We start from the raw sequence: 18,501 nt of genomic DNA, 5'->3' as shown, positions 1-18,501 counted from the left end.
GGTACAAAAAGACATACCTATACAACCCTTCTGCCGGAGACAAAAGCCCGTTAAACTGCCATTCAAGGTATTAACCTCTCAAGACAACTTGTAATAATAAATTGAATATGGTCATTGTATAAATCACACCCCCATGTGAAGACATCGTTCCGCCCATTTGAAATTGTGGATATCAGACGCCCATTTTATACAGTATAAACTTATAAAAAGTTCAGGTAAAAAAAAATACCCTTTAACGGGTATTTTAACACTATTTATAAATATGTAAGATTATTATGCAAAACACGACTAACTCAGCATATAAGTATGTAGTTTTTAAAAAATAAGCTAATTAAATACTGATTTCTGACAAAATCTAAATAGATTCAAAATCAAGCAATAAACTAATTATCTATAATTCAAATAAATACACACATATCAGCTTTTTAAAAAATCCTGTTTCGACGTAAAAAGCTCTTTTACAAACTCAGTTTACAGCAATGAATTACGCAAATGCGCCATACGTATAGCCACAATTGCAGCCTCTGTACCCTTATTACCATGCTTACCGCCGCTACGATCTATAGCCTGCTGCATAGTATTATCTGTAAGCACACAAAATATAACCGGCACATCAGTAAGTACATTCAGGTCTTTTATGCCCTGAGACACCGCCTCACACACAAAATCAAAGTGTTTGGTTTCACCCTGTATAACACTGCCTATAGCTATTACAGCATCTACATTTTGGGTTTCTATCATTTTCTTAGAACCGTACACCAGCTCAAAGCTGCCCGGCACGTTCCAGGTTACAATAGCATCCTGAGGCACACCATTGTCCAGCAGGGCGTCTACAGCACCTTTATACATGCCACCTGTAACGTTCTCATTCCATTCTGAAACAACAATCCCAAACCGAAGTCCATTCGTGTTTGGGATTGTGTTTTTATCGTAATTAGATAAATTTTTATTTTCTGTTGCCATACTTATTCTACTTTGGCTATGTACGCATCTATTAGCATACCTTCCTGAGAAGCACTGTATTTGTCTTTAATTTCAGTGTAATATTTAAGAGCATCGGCTTTTTTGTTAAGCGCTTCAGACACCTGAGCTGCTTTAAAAAGGAAACGTGGAGTAAACACATCGTTATCGCTTACATGGGCAGCGTCAACATAAAACTTAAGTCCCTGCTCCAGGTTAGCATTACCACCAAGTTGCACATAAGCATCACCTTTAGCACCAATAGCCGAAGCTTTAAGACCATCGTCTTTAGCGTCAAATTTTTCAAGCTGTTCTACAGCCTCTTTGTATTTACCGGTATTAAGGTAAGCTGTACCTGCAAAATAATGAGCAAGGTTAGCAGCATCTGTACCATCATACTCCTCAATGATTTTAAGGAAACCAAATTTACCTTCACCACCATTAAGGGCAAGATTAAATAGAGAATCTTTAGATTTCTCTGCGGTTAACGCCTGGTCAAGGTATTGTTCTGCCTGGTACATTTCGTTAGCAGCTTCTTCCTCTTTCGGGGTTATCATTACCCTGTCTACAACAAGGTAGCCCACTACCACAACAATAAGAGCCGCAAGCACTACATAAATAGTCTTCTGGTTCTTTTCTACCCATTCTTCTGTTTTAGAAGCGCCCGCATCAAGTGAGTTAAATACGTTAGCTGTAGTACTGTTGCCGTCAAATGTTTCTTCAACCGGCTGTTGTTCTACTTCTACTGCCTCTTTTTCCACTTCGGGTTTCGGCGCCTTGTATCCTCTTTTGTTGTATGTAGCCATTTATTTTATTTTAGTGAGCGCAAAAATAAAATTTTTATTGAAAATTAAAATACCTTTTTATGGATATTTTTCAATAATTTGCAGCATGTGAAAAAAACCGGGCCTTTTGGCGGAAGGTTTTCATATTCAGTTCAGTTTACAATGCACTTACAAAGTTTATCACTCCTTAATTACAAAAACATTGCCGAGGGCGCCTATGAGTTTGACCCAAAGATAAACTGTTTTACCGGCCGCAACGGCATAGGAAAAACAAATGTGCTCGACGCCATATACCACCTGGCTAACGGAAAAAGCTACTTTAACCCCCTGGCAGTGCAAAACATACGCCACGGCGAAGACTTTTTTGTAATAGACGGCACCTTTGAAAAAGACAGTCGTAAAGAGCAGGTAGTATGCAGCCTGAAAAAAGGCTCAAAAAAGGTACTGAAACGCAATGGCAAGATATACGACCGCTTTAGCGAACACATTGGCTTCATTCCGCTGGTAATGATTTCACCGTATGACAGCGACCTTATTATAGAGGGCAGCGAAACGCGCCGAAAATTCCTGGATAGTGTTATCTCCCAGCTCGATGCCGCTTACCTACAGGAGCTTATTAATTACCAAAAAGTGCTTAGCCAACGTAATGCCCTGCTGAAGTATTTTGCACTTAACCACACCTTTGACCGCGACACCTTATATATATACAACGAGCAGCTTAGCGGCATGGCACAGCATATTTATGAAAAACGCAAAGCCTTTATAAATGATTTTGTGCCAATATTCAATAAGCACCACAACGCCATTACCGACTCGGCCGAGGAAGTAGCCCTAATATACGACAGCCACCTGCATAAAAACGATTTACTCACTTTGCTGGACGAAAACCTGCAGCGCGACCGCGTACTGCAATATACCAGCGTGGGTATACACAAAGACGACCTGCTGTTTGAAATAAGCAGCCACCCTATAAAGAAGTTTGGGTCGCAGGGGCAGCAAAAAAGCTTCCTTATTGCACTAAAGTTGGCGCAGTTTGAGTTTATTAAACAACAAAGCGGCGTACTGCCCATACTGCTGTTTGACGATATTTTTGATAAGCTCGATGAAACCCGTGTGGCCCGCATAGTACAGATGATAGACGATAAGGTATTCGGGCAGATTTTTATAAGCGACACCCACACTGACCGCACCGAAGCCATAGTAAAGGAAACCCACCAAAGCTATAAGATTTTTACGTTGTAGGGTTATTTTTGGTAATCCGGAAAAATGGACTAAAAACAGGAAGCCTATACAGTAATAAATTCAGATAAAACTTTATCGGTAACAAACCAAAAACACAACCAATGGAAACAGTATTAAAAAAGAATAACATACAAACTTTTATAAAAAGACTCTGTTTCTTAATGGTTGTATTACTTTTTATGTCTTTTAAAAAACAAAAAGACAACATAACCCCAACTGAATCTTCTTTAAAAAGTATCATCATACCAAGCTATTATAAAAAAGAAAGTTATTATAACTATTTAAAAGCTAAAGGCTTTCAATTTTATGACAAAAAAAATCCTGTAAGTTTCTATATAGATACCTTAGATGAGAACTATTTAACATATTCCATCTCTCCATTCTTTCTTAGACAAAAACCTCTAAAGATTGTTGAAGAAAAACTTAGGGAAGAAAAAGGTAATCTTAAAAAAGTATTTGATGGTAAAAACCACATAGTGTATGTAACTTATATTATGGAAAACAAACTTAAAAATGGACAGGTAAACGATTTTGTATTCAGGTCTAATAAAAAGGAATTCAGGTATTATTCATACGTCATTATATCAAAAAAGGAAAATTTTTATCTGCAAATGGATTTATCCGTAAACAACTATAAGTATAAAAAGACAAAGGATTTCCAGAATATTATCCATAATTTTTACAATTAAACTATGCCGTTTAGACGGAGGATAACTGTAATCTGTTTATTTGTATCTTTAAATCCGCAAATCACATCATTGTAATGATAACAACTACTACCCTACAGTTCCTGGAAGACCTTAGAGAAAACAATTACCGCGATTGGTTCCAGGCACACCAGGACCGCTATGCCGATTATAAAAAAGACTACAAAGCCACTACCGAAGCCTTTATAGCCGAAATGGGCAAGTATGACGAAGCCGTTTCGCACCTTGAGTTTAAAGACTGTTCGTTCCGTATAAACCGCGACATCCGTTTTAGCAAAGACAAAGCACCGTATAAAACCAATATGGGTATATGGATGTACCCGGGCGCTAAGCACGATAACCTTGCCGGATATTATATGCATATTGAAAAAGGCAAATCGTTTATAGCCGGCGGACTGTACTGCCCGCAACCCGATGCGCTGAAAAAAGTACGCCGCGAAATAGACGGTTTTTACGAAGACCTTGAGGAAGTAGTAGCTAACAACGACTTCAAAACTATTTTTAAAGCCCTTAGTACTGAAGATGCCCTGAAAACCACCCCGAAAGGTTTTGAAAAGGACCATCCGGCAGCCGAATTCCTTAAGCTTAAAAGCTTTATAGCCCAGGCTCCCATAAGTGATAAAGAGCTGTTGTCTAAAAACTTTATTCAAAATACCGTGGCAAAGCTTGCTGTGCTAAAACCGCTGAATGATTTTTTAAACCGCGGCCTTACTACCGAAGAGTAAAACCGTATTTTTGCACCTGTATATAAACACGTTTTCATCCGCTATGGAGATTTTAAAAAACTATCCTCTTAAAGACCTTAACACCTTTGGCATTGCCGCAAACGCAAAAGAATTTGTATCAGTAACCACCATTGAAGAACTGGCTATCGTACTAAAAGAAAACGAAGGCAAAAAGCTGTTTGTACTGGGTGGCGGCAGCAATATGCTGCTTACACAGGATATAGATGCACTGGTAATACACGTAAACCTTAAAGGCATAGAGGTAGTTAGCCAGGATGACAATACGGCTAATGTAACCGCTATGGCCGGCGAAAACTGGCACAGCTTTGTACAATACTGCATAGCCCAAAACTACGGCGGTATAGAAAACCTGTCGCTTATTCCCGGTAATGTGGGCACTACTCCCATACAAAACATTGGTGCGTATGGCGTAGAGATAAAAGATACTATGGTAAGCTGCCTTGCCATGGAAATAAGCACACAAACACTGCGCACCTTTACCAATGCCGAATGCGAGTTTGGGTACAGGGAGAGTATTTTTAAAGGAGCACTAAAAGGGAAGTACATTATAGTTTCGGTTACGTTTGGACTTAGTAAAACAAACCATAAAATACACACAGCTTATGGCGATATTGTAGCCGAGCTTACAAAAAACAACATCACCTCCCCTACTATAAAGGATGTAAGCAATGCCATAATTGCCATTCGAAGCAGCAAGCTACCCGACCCGAAAGAACTGGGCAACAGTGGCAGCTTCTTTAAAAATCCGGTGATCAGTAAGACGCAGTTTGACGCGTTGTATAAAAAGCACCCCACTATGCCCCACTATGTGGTAAGCGACACCGAGATAAAGGTTCCGGCAGGTTGGCTCATAGAACAAAGCGGTTTTAAAGGCAGCCGTTTTGGTGATGCCGGTGTACATGCCCGCCAGGCACTTGTACTGGTTAACTACGGTAATGCTACCGGTCAGGAATTACTTAACCTGTCTGAAAAAATACAACAAACCGTTTTTGAAAATTACGGCATAGCCATAGAAGCCGAAGTAAACGTTATATAAACAGCTCTACAACACAAAACACTGAAGCCGCCCAAAAGGGTGGCTTTTTGTTTATCCCTGTATTCATGTGTCGCAAAATGCACCACACACGGTAAAGCTGCCGCATTTGGCGTTGCATTTCACGCCATTCACGACATTTATTTTCATAAAACACTGGTGTGTTGTTCTTTTGGCCTAACAAATCGCGATTACACCCCGGGTACCAAAGGCACCCCCCGGCATTAGCCGCCGATAGTTTTCGGGGTATTTTTTTTAAAACTAATCTTTAACAAACCAAACATTATGATGTAAACCAAAAGCATTCTTACTATTTTTAGACCTTGAATTAAAAATTCTAAAACCACCTTACAATTATGGACACAATTAAGTTAAATGCGGCTACCGGAAAGCTATACATTTCGGTAACGCTTGATGTGGCTTCAGCAAACTTCAGGGCAGTAACTCCGGGCAAACTTTTTCAAAGCGCTTCGGGTTATAAGGGCATAGCCTATCGTTATTACGACATAGTAAACAACACCGCCGATAATGGCACCGGCTACCCTATGACTGTAACTTTTGAGCTAGACAACACCTATAAATGGAAAGTGGGTGACTCCGTAAGGATTATGAGCCTTAACGAAGACACGCAAACCAACTTTGATAACCTTTCTACTTACTTTACCCAAAGGCTGGAATACTTACAGGACGGCGTATGCACACAGGAAGACCTTGAAGAAATTAACTTTCAATGGAATAGCCGGGCGGCTAACGCCAATGCACCGGTAATAAACTATCCGGAATTGTACTCTGGCTCACCTACTGCTGGTAATTACGCAATTGATGATTCTATTAAAGTGGTTGCCGAGCCGGCCGCGCATGTGCAACCACGCCTTACTAAAAAAGACACAATGCTCTTTATTATAGCATTCAAATGAGAAGAATAACACTCCTGGTTTTATTCGCCCTTAGCAGTTTGTTGTCATCTGTCTACGGGCAGGATTTAAAACAATTTGCAGACCCCAGGGTAGAAAAAGACCCCGGAGGATATTTGGCTCATATACCACAAAATTATCCGGCGACCACAATACAGGCCGCCGGAATACTTTATAACGTAGGCCATTGTTTACAATATCTTAACCAGGAAGAAAAGGCTACCCAGGTATTGATTAATGCCAAAAAACTTTTTGAAATAAGTGGTTTTACCACCGCTGCAAACGACCTTGCCCTGGAAATACATACCATTGTATCTTCTCAGGAGCACTATAAGTCTGTTAATAACAACTTTATATCCGAATATTTTAGTTTTGCACAGAAAACCCATTCTGATGAACGGTTGGCACTGGCATATTATGAATTTGGCAGCGATGCACTGGATGTATGGGAAAACGACAGCATACCAAAACAATATCGCCTGGATTCTACCCGAACCATTTTTGAAACCGCATTACGCTTTGCCAAGAAAAGCAAAAAGCCCATTCCGCTGAGCAAAGCCTATAAGGGCCTTTTTGTGGTGGCATTAAACAATGAGGACTATACTGCTGCGCGCAATTATTTAGATCAATCGTTATTTTACGCAAAAAAAGAAGGCGACACTTACAATACTTTCTCTCATCATTACAATACAGGCCTCACCTATTTTTATCAGGAAAACTATTCCTCTGCAGTAAAGTGGCTGAAACTGGCCGAAACCATTCCGTTACCACGCTACCAGCTAAAAACAAAACGGGTGTTGTACAAAAAGCTTATGCAAAGCTATGATGCCCTGAATGACCAGCCAAACCGACGCCACTACCAAAAGCTGTTTATGGACCTTGAGGCTAAAATAAACGATGAGGCACAAAACATAGCCATACACGAGGCACAACAAAAATACAATGCCGATGAAAAGGACAGGCAAATAAGCAACCTGGAATTATTTAAAGACAAATTTTACAAAAATCGCTTGGTTTTCGGGATACTGCTGTTTCTTGTATTCCTGTTAGCCCTATACTCATTTGTACGCTGGAAAAAACTGGATCGCCACAAACGTACCCTTGAAAAAGAAAAACTGCAGGTACAGGAAGAAAAACAGGTTATAGAACGCATACATCATAAAACAGTAGAAGAACTGGAAAAGGTAAAAAGCATAGTGACAGAAGAGCACATTACCTTAAAGGACAACACCAAAGTGTACCTGAATGACCTGATGTACATAAAAGCCGAAGACCACTATCTTCATTTATTTAATGCCGATGCCAAAAAACACCTGGTACGCGGCAAAATATCGCAGATTATAGAAGAACTGCCACCTAACTTTGTAAAGTGCCACCGGTCATATATTGTAAACACAAACTTTATAGCTACTTACGGCCGCGGATTTGTTGTGCTAAAAAACAAAGAAGAAGTACCTACATCGCGCAATTTTAAATTCTGATTTTTTTATGATAAAATAATCTTAAAAGCAGTAATTTTGCCGCAAAATTCAGACCCTGATGCCCGAAATTATTTTCTACACTTTTATTGGTGTAATTGTTTTGCAGCTTGCCTATTACCTTGGTGTGTTTGGCAGGTTTATTTTTGCGGGACCACAACAGGTTACCCAAAAGAAACTGCCTGTATCGGTTATTGTACTTGCAAAAAATAATGCCGAGCAACTAAAAACACTGGTACCTAAACTGGCGGTACAAAACTACCCTGACTTTGAACTGGTGATTATAGATAACGCTTCAAGCGATGAAAGTATTGACATTCTTGAAGATTTTGAAAAACAATACCACAATATCAGGCTGGTAAAAGTAGAAAACAATGAGGCTTTTTGGGGCAATAAAAAGTACGCTCTTACCTTGGGTATTAAAGCATCCCGTAAAGAATACCTGCTGTTTATAGATGCCGATACACAACCTGCTGGTCCGGACTGGATTATGCACATGGCATCGCAGTTTACCATGAGCAAAACCATAGTACTGGGCTTTAGCGCCTACAGGCTGGTAAAAAATTCGTTGGTAAATAAACTTATCCGTTTTGATGCTCTTGTAAATACCACTCAGCGTTTTGCATGGGCAAAAAGTGGCCTGCCTTTTAGCGGAGACGGGCGAAACATGGCTTATAAAAAAGACGAATTCTTTAAGAGGAACGGCTACATAAACCATATGAACATACGTACCGGCGAAGATGCCCTGTTTATAAACGAGGCTGCCACCGGAAAAAATACCGCTGTATGCTACACCCCCGAAAGCTTTACGTTTAGTGATGCTCCTGTAAGCTATAAAAGCTGGATTATGGAAAAACGCAAAGCCGCTTACACTACATCCTTCTTTAAAACCGGCGACCAGGTGAGGCTAAAAATATTTGTGTGGCTACAGGTATTATTCTTCATATTTATGACAACCCTTATAGCCATGCAGTTTAACTGGATGTTTTTAGTTCCCGTTATTGTATTCCGTTACCTTATCTGCTGGATAGTAATGGCACAAAGCGCTGCTAAACTTAATGAAAAAGATACCATTTACTGGTTCCCTTTTATGGAAATAATGCTTATCTTCACACAACTGCAGGTGTTTGCAGCTAACCTGTTTTCAAAGAAGGTACATTGGCAATAAATTCCCAGCGCATACAGCAACATATAGAAAAAGCGAAAACAGGCGACCAGGTGGCCTTTACCACCTTGCTTGATTTTTACTGGAACGAGGTATATGCCTTTATGCTGAAGCGTACACAGAATGAAACCGACACAGAAGACATTGTAATAGAAACCTTTTCAAAGGCTTTTGATCGTATAAGCACCTATAATCCCGAATACGCTTTTAATACCTGGCTGATAAGCATTGCCAAAAATGTACATATAGACATGCTGCGCAAAAAGAGATCGTCAATATTTGTAGAAATTACCGATGACGAAGACAGCAGTGCCCAAAACGTAGCAGACAGCTCCCCTACCGCCGAGGATTTACTTATACGTGAGCAAAACCTGTCGCACCTTTTGCAATGCATACGCCATCTAAAACCCCAGTACCAGGAAGTTATACAACTGCGCTATTTTCAGGAGCTGAGTTACCAGGAAATAGCCAGTCAGCTTAATGAGCCGCTTAACAACGTAAAAGTAAAAATTTTGCGTGCCAAAAAGCTTTTGCTCGAAATACTGAAAAAAAAATAGGTACACTTTTCATAAAAATTTTAACCCGCCGGCCTAAAACTGTGTGCTTTGTTGCGCACTTTTTTCGTTTTACGTTCCTTTATTCAATAAAACACTGATTTTAAGTATTTATAAACAGCTACACAATAAAATGGCATATAATATGCAAGCCTACTATATCGTTGTAGTTAATATAAATAATTTACAAACCTAAAATCACCATTTATTATGTCTAAAGTAGATGTATTTGGAAACGCATGGATCGACCTTGTTTTTGAAGGCCGAAACCAGCAGTACGGCGCATACCAGCTTCGTAAACAAGAATCACGCAATACCATGATTGCCCTTTTTAGTGGCATAGGCTTACTGGGCATGGCAGCGTGCATACCGGCAGCAGTAAACTATTTCTCTAACGATGAAACAGCAATTGTAACTACCGAGGCGGAACCTAAAATTGTTATAACCGACCTGGGCAAAGACGATTTAATCTTTAAAACAGAACCTCCAAAACCCGAACCTGCACAACAGCAACAACCGGCCACTGCTGCACCACCGGTAAAGGATGTTGTAAAGTTTAACGATAAACTTGTAGCCACATCTGACCCTGTAGCAGATCCTCCAAAAATGGATGACTTTACAGACAAAAACCCGGGACAGGAAGATGTAAAAGGTACAGATGGTGCCGGCGACCCTCTTAACACCACCGGCCCTGGAGTAGAAGGTGGCACAGGCAGTTCACCTGCTGTAGGTACAGGCGAAGAAGGCCCCGTGCCTACCGGCGCTGTAGATGTAATGCCGGAATACCCGGGCGGGCTTAAAAACTTTTACAAGGAAGTAGCGCGCAACTACAATGTACCGGCAAGCGACCAGGAACAGAGCTTTAAGGTATTTGTATCGTTTGTGGTAGAAAAAGACGGCAGCATAACTGATGTTAAGGTTACCCGAGATGCAAGTCCGGCACTTGGTTTAGGTAAAGAAGCAGTAAGGGTGCTGCAAAAAATGAAAACCAAATGGAAACCCGGCATTAAAAATGGCAAGCCTGTACGCACCGCTTACAACCTGCCTATAACTATTAATATTCATTAATCAGTCCATATTTATAACGCGAAAAACCCTGCCCGGAGGCAGGGTTTTGTTATTATGCATATTGACACAAACTCTACAAAAAGCCCTGGTTAATAGCTTCTTTTACTAACGAGTTGTTATCAGTAACATTAAATGCTTTTTTCATGCTGGCTATACGTTTCTGCACACTACTGTCTGATAGGAATACTAAATCGGCCAGTTCCATGGCTTTGTATCCCTTTGCCATAAAAAAGAGAATTTGTCGGTTAGTATCGTCTACCATTAGCTCTTTCATCCATACCTGACTAATGCTCTTGTTTATTGCCGGGCTTTTATATGTGTCCCCATCGTTTATACGTGTAGCAATTTCACTAAGTTTTTGGGGCGTAAGTTCACTTTTAGTAATAAAGCCTTCAGGTTCGGCTTTTTTAAAAATGTCGTACAGCACTAATATTTCGTTGTGCGCCGTAACCATTATTATTTTGCAATCGGGCATAACTTTACGAAGTAACAGTGCTATATCAGTACCGTTATTAAGCTTATGCTGCGGACTTGGCGGCAAGCTTTGGTCTATCACTGCCAGGTTGAAACTTTTTCCTACCTGAATCCTTTGTATGGCTTCCCAGGCAGTATCACAACTTCCTGCCACAGTAATAAACGGCTGTGGCACAAAGGTATTATTCATTACATTTTGATATCCTTCTATAGTAAAAGGATGATCGTCTACAAGCAATATTTCCATCTTCGCCTCCTTAGTTGAAAAGGGCACCCAAAAATTGTTTCCCCAGCACCAAATTAGCGCTTTTTCCCAATAAAACCTAAGGTTTCCGAGAAATGCGCTTCTCTAAAAAACTATTGAACGATTTTATGAAAATTTATTGCTTAAAAATGAAAAATACTATGGTATCATAACAGATTATACAACACCGGGTACATAAATTAGAACCTTTAATTATCTTTGGTTCAAATTATTTGACTGTTATACAGGTAACCACCTGTGCCGGTTTTATTTTCAGCTGCATATGAAAAAAACTTTTACGCTATTTATACTTATATTACTGGTGTTAGCTGCTGCCTGTAGCAGAAGAAAAAACAGCAAGGACGAACTGGGCGAGCTTGCCTACCTGGAAAGAACTGACAATATGTCCCTTACCGAGCGTACACGGATACTGGATAGTATGTATACAGAAACCAAAACGCGCCCTGAAGACAGCCTTAACCAGGAAATAATGAAGGTTATAGCGTACAGGTATTACTATGATGATGAAATGGATAAACACATGTCTATTATGCGTTTTCTGTATAGTTCGGCAGAAAAAAGGGAAGACTCTGCAACGTTGGCGTTTTCGCTCTACAATATAGCGTCTAACATGGAAGCCCGGAACGTGCTGGACAGTGCCTATTACTACAGGCTGCGGGCACAGAATATTTATGAAAAACTGAACGACACCTTAAACTTCGGGCTGTCGCTGCACGGAAATGCCCGCGTGCTGTTTATACACGGAAATTTTTCTGAAGCTGAAGCTGAAGAAATCAAGGCCATCCGCTTATTGCAAAAAGCAAATGATAAGGAAGCCCTTAACGATGCCTATGTATCCCTGTCAAATGATTTATCCAGCATGCAAAATTATGACAAGGCCCTTAGCTATTTAGAAATTGCATTAAAGGGTACCCATGAAATGGCAAAGAGCAAAATACCCGAAGAAAAAATACTATGGCACAGGCAAAACATCTATAACAATATGGGGGTATTGTACGATAAAAAGGGCGATTATGCTACCGCAATTAAGTTTTACACTATGGCAATGGAACTTAATACCCAAAGCGATAAAATAAGCCATGCCTTATTTTTAGGAAACATAGGTTATGCCAAAATGATGCAGGGATATAAAGAAAAAGATTATGCTCCTGATCTTTTTGAATCACTCCGTATTCTGGACAGTATGAAAGAATCTTACTTTAAACTGGAAACAGAAAAAAGCATAGCTAAGCATTACCTTCATAAAAAAGACACCCTGGCCGCAGTAGCGCTGCTACGCAAAACTTATACCGAAGCAGTAAAAGAACAAAGTAGCAACGATGAAATGGAAGTACTGTCGCTCCTGGCGGTAAACGACCACCATAAGGGGGCATACTATTCTAAACTGTATTTTGAGCTGAATGATAGCCTGCAACGTGCTGAACGCGCCATGCGAAACAAATTTGCAAGGATAGCTTTTGAAACAGAAAGTGTAGAAAACCAAAACAAATCATTGCACCGCCGTGTAAATTATACACTGTGGGCGGCTATAGTACTAGGGCTTTTTGCTATAGGTACCGTAGTTATTATAAGGCTTAGGGCACGTAACAAAGAACTTCTTTACATACAGGAACAACAGGAAGCAAACGAAAAAATATACAGCCTGCTGTTACAACAGGAAAGTAGCGCCGAAAATGCTAAAATGGAAGAACGGAACCGTATAGCCATGGAACTGCATGACGGGGTAATAAACCGCATTTTTACCACGCGCTTTAACCTGATGCAACTGGAAACAGAAGAAGGCCAGAAAAAAGAATTGTTAGTTAACGAGCTTCAGGAAACCCAGGATGAAATACGCAAGCTATCGCATGACCTTAAAGAAAGCTTTACCGGAGACGAAAGCTATGCCGAAGCACTGAAGCAACTGGTAAGCAGGCAACAAGAAACTAAGGGGCCGGTATTTGATGTTTATGTAGATAAGTTTATCAACTGGGCAAATGTTTCACCGGAAGCCCGCGTAGCACTATTCCGTATTGTACAGGAAGCCTGCACAAACGCAAAGAAATACAGTAACGCTGCTAATTGCAACATAGCGCTAATGGCGCAGGGTACTATGGTAAAGCTTCGCATTTGGGATGACGGCAAAGGTTTCGACATTAAGAAAACACGTATGGGCATAGGACTGCGCAATATAGACGAACGTGTAAAAGCCCTTGGCGGAACACTAAACATTAATTCCGGTGAAGGAAAGGGTACCGTTATTGAAGTTATTGTATAAGTAAAAACATAAAAAAAGGTGTGCCCGGTTGAAAGGCACACCTCTTAAACTTTTGGTTTAGCGCATTTGCATGCAAGGAATTGGTAAAAGTTTTTTCTTTTAGGTTGGAAATGTTAAGTACGATGCTGCAAACCTAAGTATTTAACATTTTTTTACAAAGCAGCACACTTATTTATAAATGTTAAATGAGGAAAAACAGTAACCATTAAGTAAGTTAAAACCTACAGAAATTACTTTTTAAATCTTTTTCCTGATTATCGTAGCAGTAAAGCCTATAAAGAATGCCCAAAACTTTTTTTATTTTTTATCTCTCTATATTTGCCTCAAAAAGAAGCATTAAGACAACCATTTTCTTTCTTAAAAACGTAAACGAAGCATATCATAACCGTAAATATTTTCAATTGCTTTTTAATGAACTAAAACCTAAGTTTGCCACAATGCAATTAACAACATTATGAAAACGATTCTTAAAACAGTATTCATTGCCTGTACACTATTACTTATTACTGCAACAGCATCGGCACAGCAGCAAAAAACCGTACAGACAGCTGTAATAAAAACAAAAATTTACTGCGACCATTGCAAAGCCTGCGAAAGCTGCGGACAAAGGTTTAACCAAACCTTACTTAAAGAAAAGGGAGTACAGATGGTAGTGCTTGATGAAAAAGCCATGACCATTAAGGTAACCTATAACACAAAGAAAACAGACCTGACCAAGATAAAACAGGCTATTACAAAACTGGGGTACGATGCAGACGAGCTTAAAGCCGACCCTACCGCTTATGAAGGCCTGGACGGCTGTTGCAAAAAAGGATAACCGATATTTTATAAAACAACAAAAGCTCCTACAAGGAGCTTTTGTTGTTTTATAAAAGTATAGGATTTATTTCTTTACAAGGGCTACTACTTTTTTACCGGCAGTAATTACAATCAGTGCCGCAAAACCTCCTACAAGTCCTACAAGCACTTCTTTAACTATAGAAGGCCAGCCCGGCACAAGGTGGTGCAGGTATTCTATGCTATGTACAAAAATACCACCCGATACCATAATAAGCGCTACAGTACCTATAACGCCAAGCGCCTTTATAACCCAAGGCAGTGCTTTAACAAGCAGGTTACCCAACTTAGAGAAAAAGCCTTTGTTTTTTGAAGCCCTTATAAGGCTGAAACCTGCATCGTCCATGCGCACTATAAGTGCCACAATGCCGTACACGCCTATGGTAGCCAGCAGTGCTGTAATACACACCGTCATGATTTGTATTCCAAGTGGTTTATCTAAAACCGTACTAAGTGCTATAATTACAATTTCCAGCGAAAGGATAAAATCGGTAGTTATGGCCGACTTAATTTTAGATTTTTCGGCTTCAGCCTCAGTCTGGTTTTCCTCTTCAGCAGTTTCCTCACTATCATGTCCGTGGTGGAACACATATTCCACAATTTTCTCTACCCCTTCATAAGCCAGGTAAAAACCGCCTATAACCAGTACTATCTTTATAGCTACAGGAAAAAATGCATTTAGCAATAGTATTATAGGGATAAGGATAACCTTGTTTAACAACGAACCTTTAGTTATGGCCCAAAGCACAGGCAACTCGCGTGAAGACACAAAACCTGTAGCCTTTTCGGCATTTACGGCAAGATCATCACCCAGTATACCAGCGGTTTTTCCGGTGGCCAGTTTACTGGTTGCAGCCACGTCGTCCATTAATGAAGCTATATCATCTAAAATTGCAAAAAAGCCTGATGCCATAAGGAGTTTTTAGTTGTTTTGATTTGTAAGGGCGTAAAATTAGAAATTAAATATGGAAATACCTTATAAGAAATTTATAAAGAATTACTCACCCGAACTGATGTAAGCTTTCTCTATATAATCCAGATTAGGGAAGGCTTTTTTGAACTTAGTAGCTGTAGCAAACGACTCCGGGTGTTGCATTACCAGTTCGCCGTAATCAGCATACAGCTCCTCTACCGTTTCCATACCAGTGGTAACCCTGCCAAAAGGTGTATACCCCCTCAGTCCGTCTACCGTTAGGGTATCAAGCGATATATTGTCTTTCAGGTTGATAAACACATCGGTGCTACGCGACTCCTTACCCTGGCGGGCAAAGCTTACATATCCCTTTTTGTTTTTTTGCAGCAGTGGCTCATCTGGCATAATCTTATCTTTCCACGGTTTCATTTTAGTACCGCTTATACTGCCAAACTGCGCCACAAAACCCTCCACTACCCTATACACCGGTTCGCCGTCGTAAAAACCGCTGTTAACCAGCTGGTAAAACCTGTCGGCGGCTATGGGAGCCCATGCTCGGGTAACTTCTATCTCAAAATCACCACTGGTAGTCTCAAAGGTGGCTGTGTACACCTCGGGCGTCTTACCTGATTTTGGTTTATCGGGTTTGCAAGCGAAAAGTGTTGTGGCTATTAGTAGGAGTAGGAGTTTTTTCATGGGTTATTTCTTTGGAGCGAAGGTACAGAAATAACACAAAAAAGCGGCTGATTTTGCGCAATCAGCCGCTTAAAAAACCTCATTGAAAAAACTTACTGCTTAATAAAACGCAGTGAAGCAGTTTTACTGCCATCGGCCAGTTTTATAATATAAACACCGGCACTAAGCATTTGTATGTCTATTTGTGCTTGTTTGTTAACAGCCCCTTCGGCTACACGTACGCCCTGTACGGTATATATTTGGTAACGGGCATTATCCAGGCCTTCGCCACTGATGTTTATGCTGTTTTGTGCAGGGTTAGGGTATAGTTGCAGTTGTTTTTGCCATTGTTCCCCTACTCCGGCAGCCGGCGCCTGGCACGCATCAGATGTAAGCAACGAAACCCTACGCGGTGCATTTTGCAGCACTACCCACATACGGTCGTTCTGTCCGGCGGTAAATACGCTTTTACACACATCGGGGGTATAGTCCATGTGGTTTTCTATCTGGTCCCACACATCGTCTGAAGTACAGGTATCTACAGGAGTACAGTCAAAATGCAATCCTACACACGCCGGGGTATCCTCACAATAGTCTGTTGCAAGGCAAGAGTTCTGGTCGCCCCAAATGTGCCTCAGCCCCAGGAAGTGTCCCATTTCGTGGGTAAGCGACCGCCCCTTATCATTCTCGGGAAAATAAGTAGTGGCCGGAAAAATATCGGAACTGCCAAAAGCCTTAAACGACATTACTATACCATCGATATTGGCTGTGGCTTCTGCCCCTTCCAGTCCGCTAAGCCCTGATGCTTCAGGAAAGTAAGCATAGCCGCCTACCTGTGCAAGCTCCCCACCGAAACGGCAAACCCAAATATTTATGTATCGCTCCGGATCCCACTGGGTTGCTGCCTTTAAATCATAATCTACAGCATCCATAGTATTCCAGTTAGCCAGCCCAAGGTTTTGCCGGTCTATACCCGTAGTGGGGTTACCGTCCGGGTCCTGCTGCGCAAGGCAAAACTGTATGTGTGTATCTACGCCAGCAGTATTTTCGGCATAACCGGGAGTACCCTCCATACGCCTAAAATCCTGGTTAAGCACCTGTAACTGTGCAAAAATGCGTTCGTCCGGTATATTTTCGCTTACGCCTACCGCATCGCCATCGTGTATAACGTGTACCACAACGGGCAGGGTAACCACATTATCATCGTCGTTAGCAGAAAATGCCTTACGTGGAGACAGTAGTTTTGAAGCCATCCAGCCTTCAAAAGCCCGGGTGTTATCTCTTTGGCGCAACCTGCTGTATTCATCTGAAAAACAAGGCGCAAAGGTGCTCTTTTGCTGTGCAAATAATGATGGGATAGTAAAAAGCACAGCCATAATGCAGAGGGATATAATATTCTTCATGGCTTTATTGTTTTTGGGATTTTACGGAATTGGGTTTTGTTAATTCCTGTATTATTGTTTTATAACCTGTTTTACCACACGCCCCTTATCGGTTTCTGCAGCCACAAGGTAAGTACCTGTTTGTAGCCCTGTAAGGTCGACACTTATTTCACTTCCTACCTGTGGTACAAGGGTTTTCACGGTACGGCCGTTAATATCGGTTATAGTAATTTTGTTTACCGCAACACCGGCAGTATTCAGGTTCAGCACATTAGTCACAGGGTTAGGATATACTGTAAAAACAGGCTTTTGGTTACCATCAACGGCAGCAAGTTCACCGGTAGTTATGGTAAAATCGTCTACAAAAAGGTAGCCCGCACCTGTAGAGCCACTGTGCCTTACAAACAAATAAATAACCTGACCATGATAAGCAGACAAATCTATATTTACAACAGACGACAGCCCGTTTACACTGGCCTGGGCCTGTGGAGTGGCACTATTTAGGGCAATTAAAAGCTCGTTAACAGTGCTAAGGTTATCAAATACTTCGGCAGCTATGGCGTACACCTGGTATGATGATAAGGACTCCGGTTCTGTAGCTATGCCGCATATCCTCAAAGAGAAGTTAATATTATCTTCATCGGGAAGTTCTATAAAGGGCGACACAAGAATGTTGTCTGAATCCTCTATCACAACCGGGTTATTCTCATCATCAAGGTAAAAGTTGCTGCTTGTCATTACATTTCCGGTAAAGCCAAGCTGTACCAAAATCGGTTGCGAATATGTAAGCCCAAACGAAACTCCGTCTTCAGCATCTATATCTATACCTCCCCATAGTTCGCCTGCTACTGATTCAAGATCTTCAAAATCCTGCGAATAAATCACGGTTTGTTGTGCAAAAGAAATACTGCCCGCAAGCAATAAACCCATAAGTACTACTGTTTTCATTTTTAGATTGTTTTTTAAGATTACTATGCAAATGTATCTTGCAGGTTTAGCAAACACTGTTAAGTTGTGTTAACAAGGGTTAAACACGGTTAAACCAC

General features: G+C 40.8%; 18 protein-coding genes. 11 read left to right on the top strand and 7 right to left on the bottom strand.

Translation table 11 applies throughout. The features are described 5' to 3' along the window. Positions 1-471: 471 nt before the first annotated feature. Both ribH and ACLI1A_RS02220 read right to left on the bottom strand, forming a co-directional pair. Entirely contained in the window at positions 472-963 is a 492-nt protein-coding gene (gene ribH, locus ACLI1A_RS02225; RefSeq protein ID WP_411405626.1) for a 6,7-dimethyl-8-ribityllumazine synthase, read from the bottom strand. A gap of 2 nt (positions 964-965) precedes the next feature. After that, positions 966-1,766 (bottom strand): tetratricopeptide repeat protein, encoded by an 801-nt coding sequence (locus tag ACLI1A_RS02220; protein ID WP_411405624.1) that lies wholly within the window; start codon positions 1,764-1,766, stop codon positions 966-968. Positions 1,767-1,907: 141 nt separating this feature from the next. Here ACLI1A_RS02220 and recF point away from each other — a divergent pair, with 141 nt between their 5' ends. From recF to ACLI1A_RS02175, 9 genes are all read left to right on the top strand, one after another. Continuing rightward, a complete protein-coding gene (recF, locus tag ACLI1A_RS02215) occupies positions 1,908-2,987 on the top strand; it encodes a DNA replication/repair protein RecF (RefSeq protein WP_411405622.1) in 1,080 nt (359 codons plus the stop codon). A 101-nt stretch (positions 2,988-3,088) separates the two neighbouring features. Beyond that, positions 3,089-3,676: a hypothetical protein gene (locus tag ACLI1A_RS02210; protein WP_411405620.1), complete on the top strand. Its 588-nt coding sequence runs from the start codon at positions 3,089-3,091 to the stop codon at positions 3,674-3,676. A gap of 74 nt (positions 3,677-3,750) precedes the next feature. Further along, positions 3,751-4,419 carry a DUF2461 domain-containing protein gene (locus ACLI1A_RS02205; RefSeq protein WP_411405618.1) on the top strand — a complete coding sequence of 223 codons (669 nt, stop codon included), beginning with the start codon at positions 3,751-3,753 and terminating at the stop codon, positions 4,417-4,419. Between the two features lie 43 nt (positions 4,420-4,462). Then, complete coding sequence (gene murB / locus ACLI1A_RS02200) at positions 4,463-5,476, top strand: UDP-N-acetylmuramate dehydrogenase (protein ID WP_411405616.1); 1,014 nt, start codon at positions 4,463-4,465, stop codon at positions 5,474-5,476. A 353-nt stretch (positions 5,477-5,829) separates the two neighbouring features. Then, a complete protein-coding gene (locus ACLI1A_RS02195) occupies positions 5,830-6,390 on the top strand; it encodes a hypothetical protein (protein WP_411405614.1) in 561 nt (186 codons plus the stop codon). Next, complete coding sequence (locus tag ACLI1A_RS02190; RefSeq protein ID WP_411405612.1) at positions 6,387-7,868, top strand: LytR/AlgR family response regulator transcription factor; 1,482 nt, start codon at positions 6,387-6,389, stop codon at positions 7,866-7,868. The genes ACLI1A_RS02195 and ACLI1A_RS02190 overlap by 4 nt, the downstream gene beginning before the upstream one ends. Positions 7,869-7,926: 58 nt before the next feature. After that, positions 7,927-9,033 (top strand): glycosyltransferase, encoded by a 1,107-nt coding sequence (locus ACLI1A_RS02185; protein WP_411405610.1) that lies wholly within the window; start codon positions 7,927-7,929, stop codon positions 9,031-9,033. After that, positions 9,024-9,587 (top strand): RNA polymerase sigma factor, encoded by a 564-nt coding sequence (locus ACLI1A_RS02180; protein WP_411405608.1) that lies wholly within the window; start codon positions 9,024-9,026, stop codon positions 9,585-9,587. The genes ACLI1A_RS02185 and ACLI1A_RS02180 overlap by 10 nt, the downstream gene beginning before the upstream one ends. A 207-nt stretch (positions 9,588-9,794) precedes the next feature. Beyond that, positions 9,795-10,652, top strand: a complete 858-nt coding sequence (locus tag ACLI1A_RS02175; protein ID WP_411405606.1) for an energy transducer TonB — start codon at positions 9,795-9,797, stop codon at positions 10,650-10,652. A gap of 73 nt (positions 10,653-10,725) precedes the next feature. Here ACLI1A_RS02175 and ACLI1A_RS02170 read toward each other — a convergent pair whose 3' ends face one another. Then, positions 10,726-11,373: a response regulator gene (locus tag ACLI1A_RS02170; protein WP_411405604.1), complete on the bottom strand. Its 648-nt coding sequence runs from the start codon at positions 11,371-11,373 to the stop codon at positions 10,726-10,728. 280 nt (positions 11,374-11,653) lie between these two features. On the opposite strand from ACLI1A_RS02170, the gene ACLI1A_RS02165 reads away from it, so the two are divergent. Both ACLI1A_RS02165 and ACLI1A_RS02160 read left to right on the top strand, forming a co-directional pair. Continuing rightward, on the top strand, positions 11,654-13,648 hold the full coding sequence (locus ACLI1A_RS02165) for an ATP-binding protein (protein WP_411405602.1): 1,995 nt from the start codon (positions 11,654-11,656) through the stop codon (positions 13,646-13,648). Positions 13,649-14,102: 454 nt separating this feature from the next. Then, positions 14,103-14,465 carry a heavy-metal-associated domain-containing protein gene (locus ACLI1A_RS02160; RefSeq protein ID WP_411405600.1) on the top strand — a complete coding sequence of 121 codons (363 nt, stop codon included), beginning with the start codon at positions 14,103-14,105 and terminating at the stop codon, positions 14,463-14,465. A gap of 66 nt (positions 14,466-14,531) precedes the next feature. Here the strand turns inward: ACLI1A_RS02160 and ACLI1A_RS02155 are convergent, their stop codons facing one another. The 4 genes from ACLI1A_RS02155 to ACLI1A_RS02140 form a co-directional block, all read right to left on the bottom strand. Further along, on the bottom strand, positions 14,532-15,398 hold the full coding sequence (locus ACLI1A_RS02155) for a DUF808 domain-containing protein (RefSeq protein ID WP_411405598.1): 867 nt from the start codon (positions 15,396-15,398) through the stop codon (positions 14,532-14,534). 84 nt (positions 15,399-15,482) lie between these two features. Then, positions 15,483-16,094 (bottom strand): peptidylprolyl isomerase, encoded by a 612-nt coding sequence (locus ACLI1A_RS02150; RefSeq protein WP_411405596.1) that lies wholly within the window; start codon positions 16,092-16,094, stop codon positions 15,483-15,485. A gap of 92 nt (positions 16,095-16,186) precedes the next feature. Next, entirely contained in the window at positions 16,187-17,476 is a 1,290-nt protein-coding gene (locus tag ACLI1A_RS02145) for a M43 family zinc metalloprotease (RefSeq protein WP_411405594.1), read from the bottom strand. Between the two features lie 51 nt (positions 17,477-17,527). Beyond that, positions 17,528-18,403 (bottom strand): T9SS type A sorting domain-containing protein, encoded by an 876-nt coding sequence (locus ACLI1A_RS02140; RefSeq protein WP_411405592.1) that lies wholly within the window; start codon positions 18,401-18,403, stop codon positions 17,528-17,530. Positions 18,404-18,501 lie beyond the last annotated feature (98 nt).

The sequence above is a fragment of the Flavobacterium sp. RHBU_3 genome (assembly GCF_046613565.1).
In the GTDB taxonomy this organism is placed as follows: Bacteria; Bacteroidota; Bacteroidia; order Flavobacteriales; family Flavobacteriaceae; genus Flavobacterium.
This window is presented reverse-complemented; position numbering and strand designations above follow the sequence as displayed.

Coding starts and splice junctions, on each gene's coding strand:
- ribH (WP_411405626.1), bottom strand. CDS start 963: ATGGCAACAGAAAATAAAAATTTATCTAATTACGATAAAAACACAATC.
- ACLI1A_RS02220 (WP_411405624.1), bottom strand. CDS start 1,766: ATGGCTACATACAACAAAAGAGGATACAAGGCGCCGAAACCCGAAGTG.
- recF (WP_411405622.1), top strand. CDS start 1,908: ATGCACTTACAAAGTTTATCACTCCTTAATTACAAAAACATTGCCGAG.
- ACLI1A_RS02210 (WP_411405620.1), top strand. CDS start 3,089: ATGGAAACAGTATTAAAAAAGAATAACATACAAACTTTTATAAAAAGA.
- ACLI1A_RS02205 (WP_411405618.1), top strand. CDS start 3,751: ATGATAACAACTACTACCCTACAGTTCCTGGAAGACCTTAGAGAAAAC.
- murB (WP_411405616.1), top strand. CDS start 4,463: ATGGAGATTTTAAAAAACTATCCTCTTAAAGACCTTAACACCTTTGGC.
- ACLI1A_RS02195 (WP_411405614.1), top strand. CDS start 5,830: ATGGACACAATTAAGTTAAATGCGGCTACCGGAAAGCTATACATTTCG.
- ACLI1A_RS02190 (WP_411405612.1), top strand. CDS start 6,387: ATGAGAAGAATAACACTCCTGGTTTTATTCGCCCTTAGCAGTTTGTTG.
- ACLI1A_RS02185 (WP_411405610.1), top strand. CDS start 7,927: ATGCCCGAAATTATTTTCTACACTTTTATTGGTGTAATTGTTTTGCAG.
- ACLI1A_RS02175 (WP_411405606.1), top strand. CDS start 9,795: ATGTCTAAAGTAGATGTATTTGGAAACGCATGGATCGACCTTGTTTTT.
- ACLI1A_RS02170 (WP_411405604.1), bottom strand. CDS start 11,373: ATGGAAATATTGCTTGTAGACGATCATCCTTTTACTATAGAAGGATAT.
- ACLI1A_RS02165 (WP_411405602.1), top strand. CDS start 11,654: ATGAAAAAAACTTTTACGCTATTTATACTTATATTACTGGTGTTAGCT.
- ACLI1A_RS02160 (WP_411405600.1), top strand. CDS start 14,103: ATGAAAACGATTCTTAAAACAGTATTCATTGCCTGTACACTATTACTT.
- ACLI1A_RS02155 (WP_411405598.1), bottom strand. CDS start 15,398: ATGGCATCAGGCTTTTTTGCAATTTTAGATGATATAGCTTCATTAATG.
- ACLI1A_RS02150 (WP_411405596.1), bottom strand. CDS start 16,094: ATGAAAAAACTCCTACTCCTACTAATAGCCACAACACTTTTCGCTTGC.
- ACLI1A_RS02145 (WP_411405594.1), bottom strand. CDS start 17,476: ATGAAGAATATTATATCCCTCTGCATTATGGCTGTGCTTTTTACTATC.
- ACLI1A_RS02140 (WP_411405592.1), bottom strand. CDS start 18,403: ATGAAAACAGTAGTACTTATGGGTTTATTGCTTGCGGGCAGTATTTCT.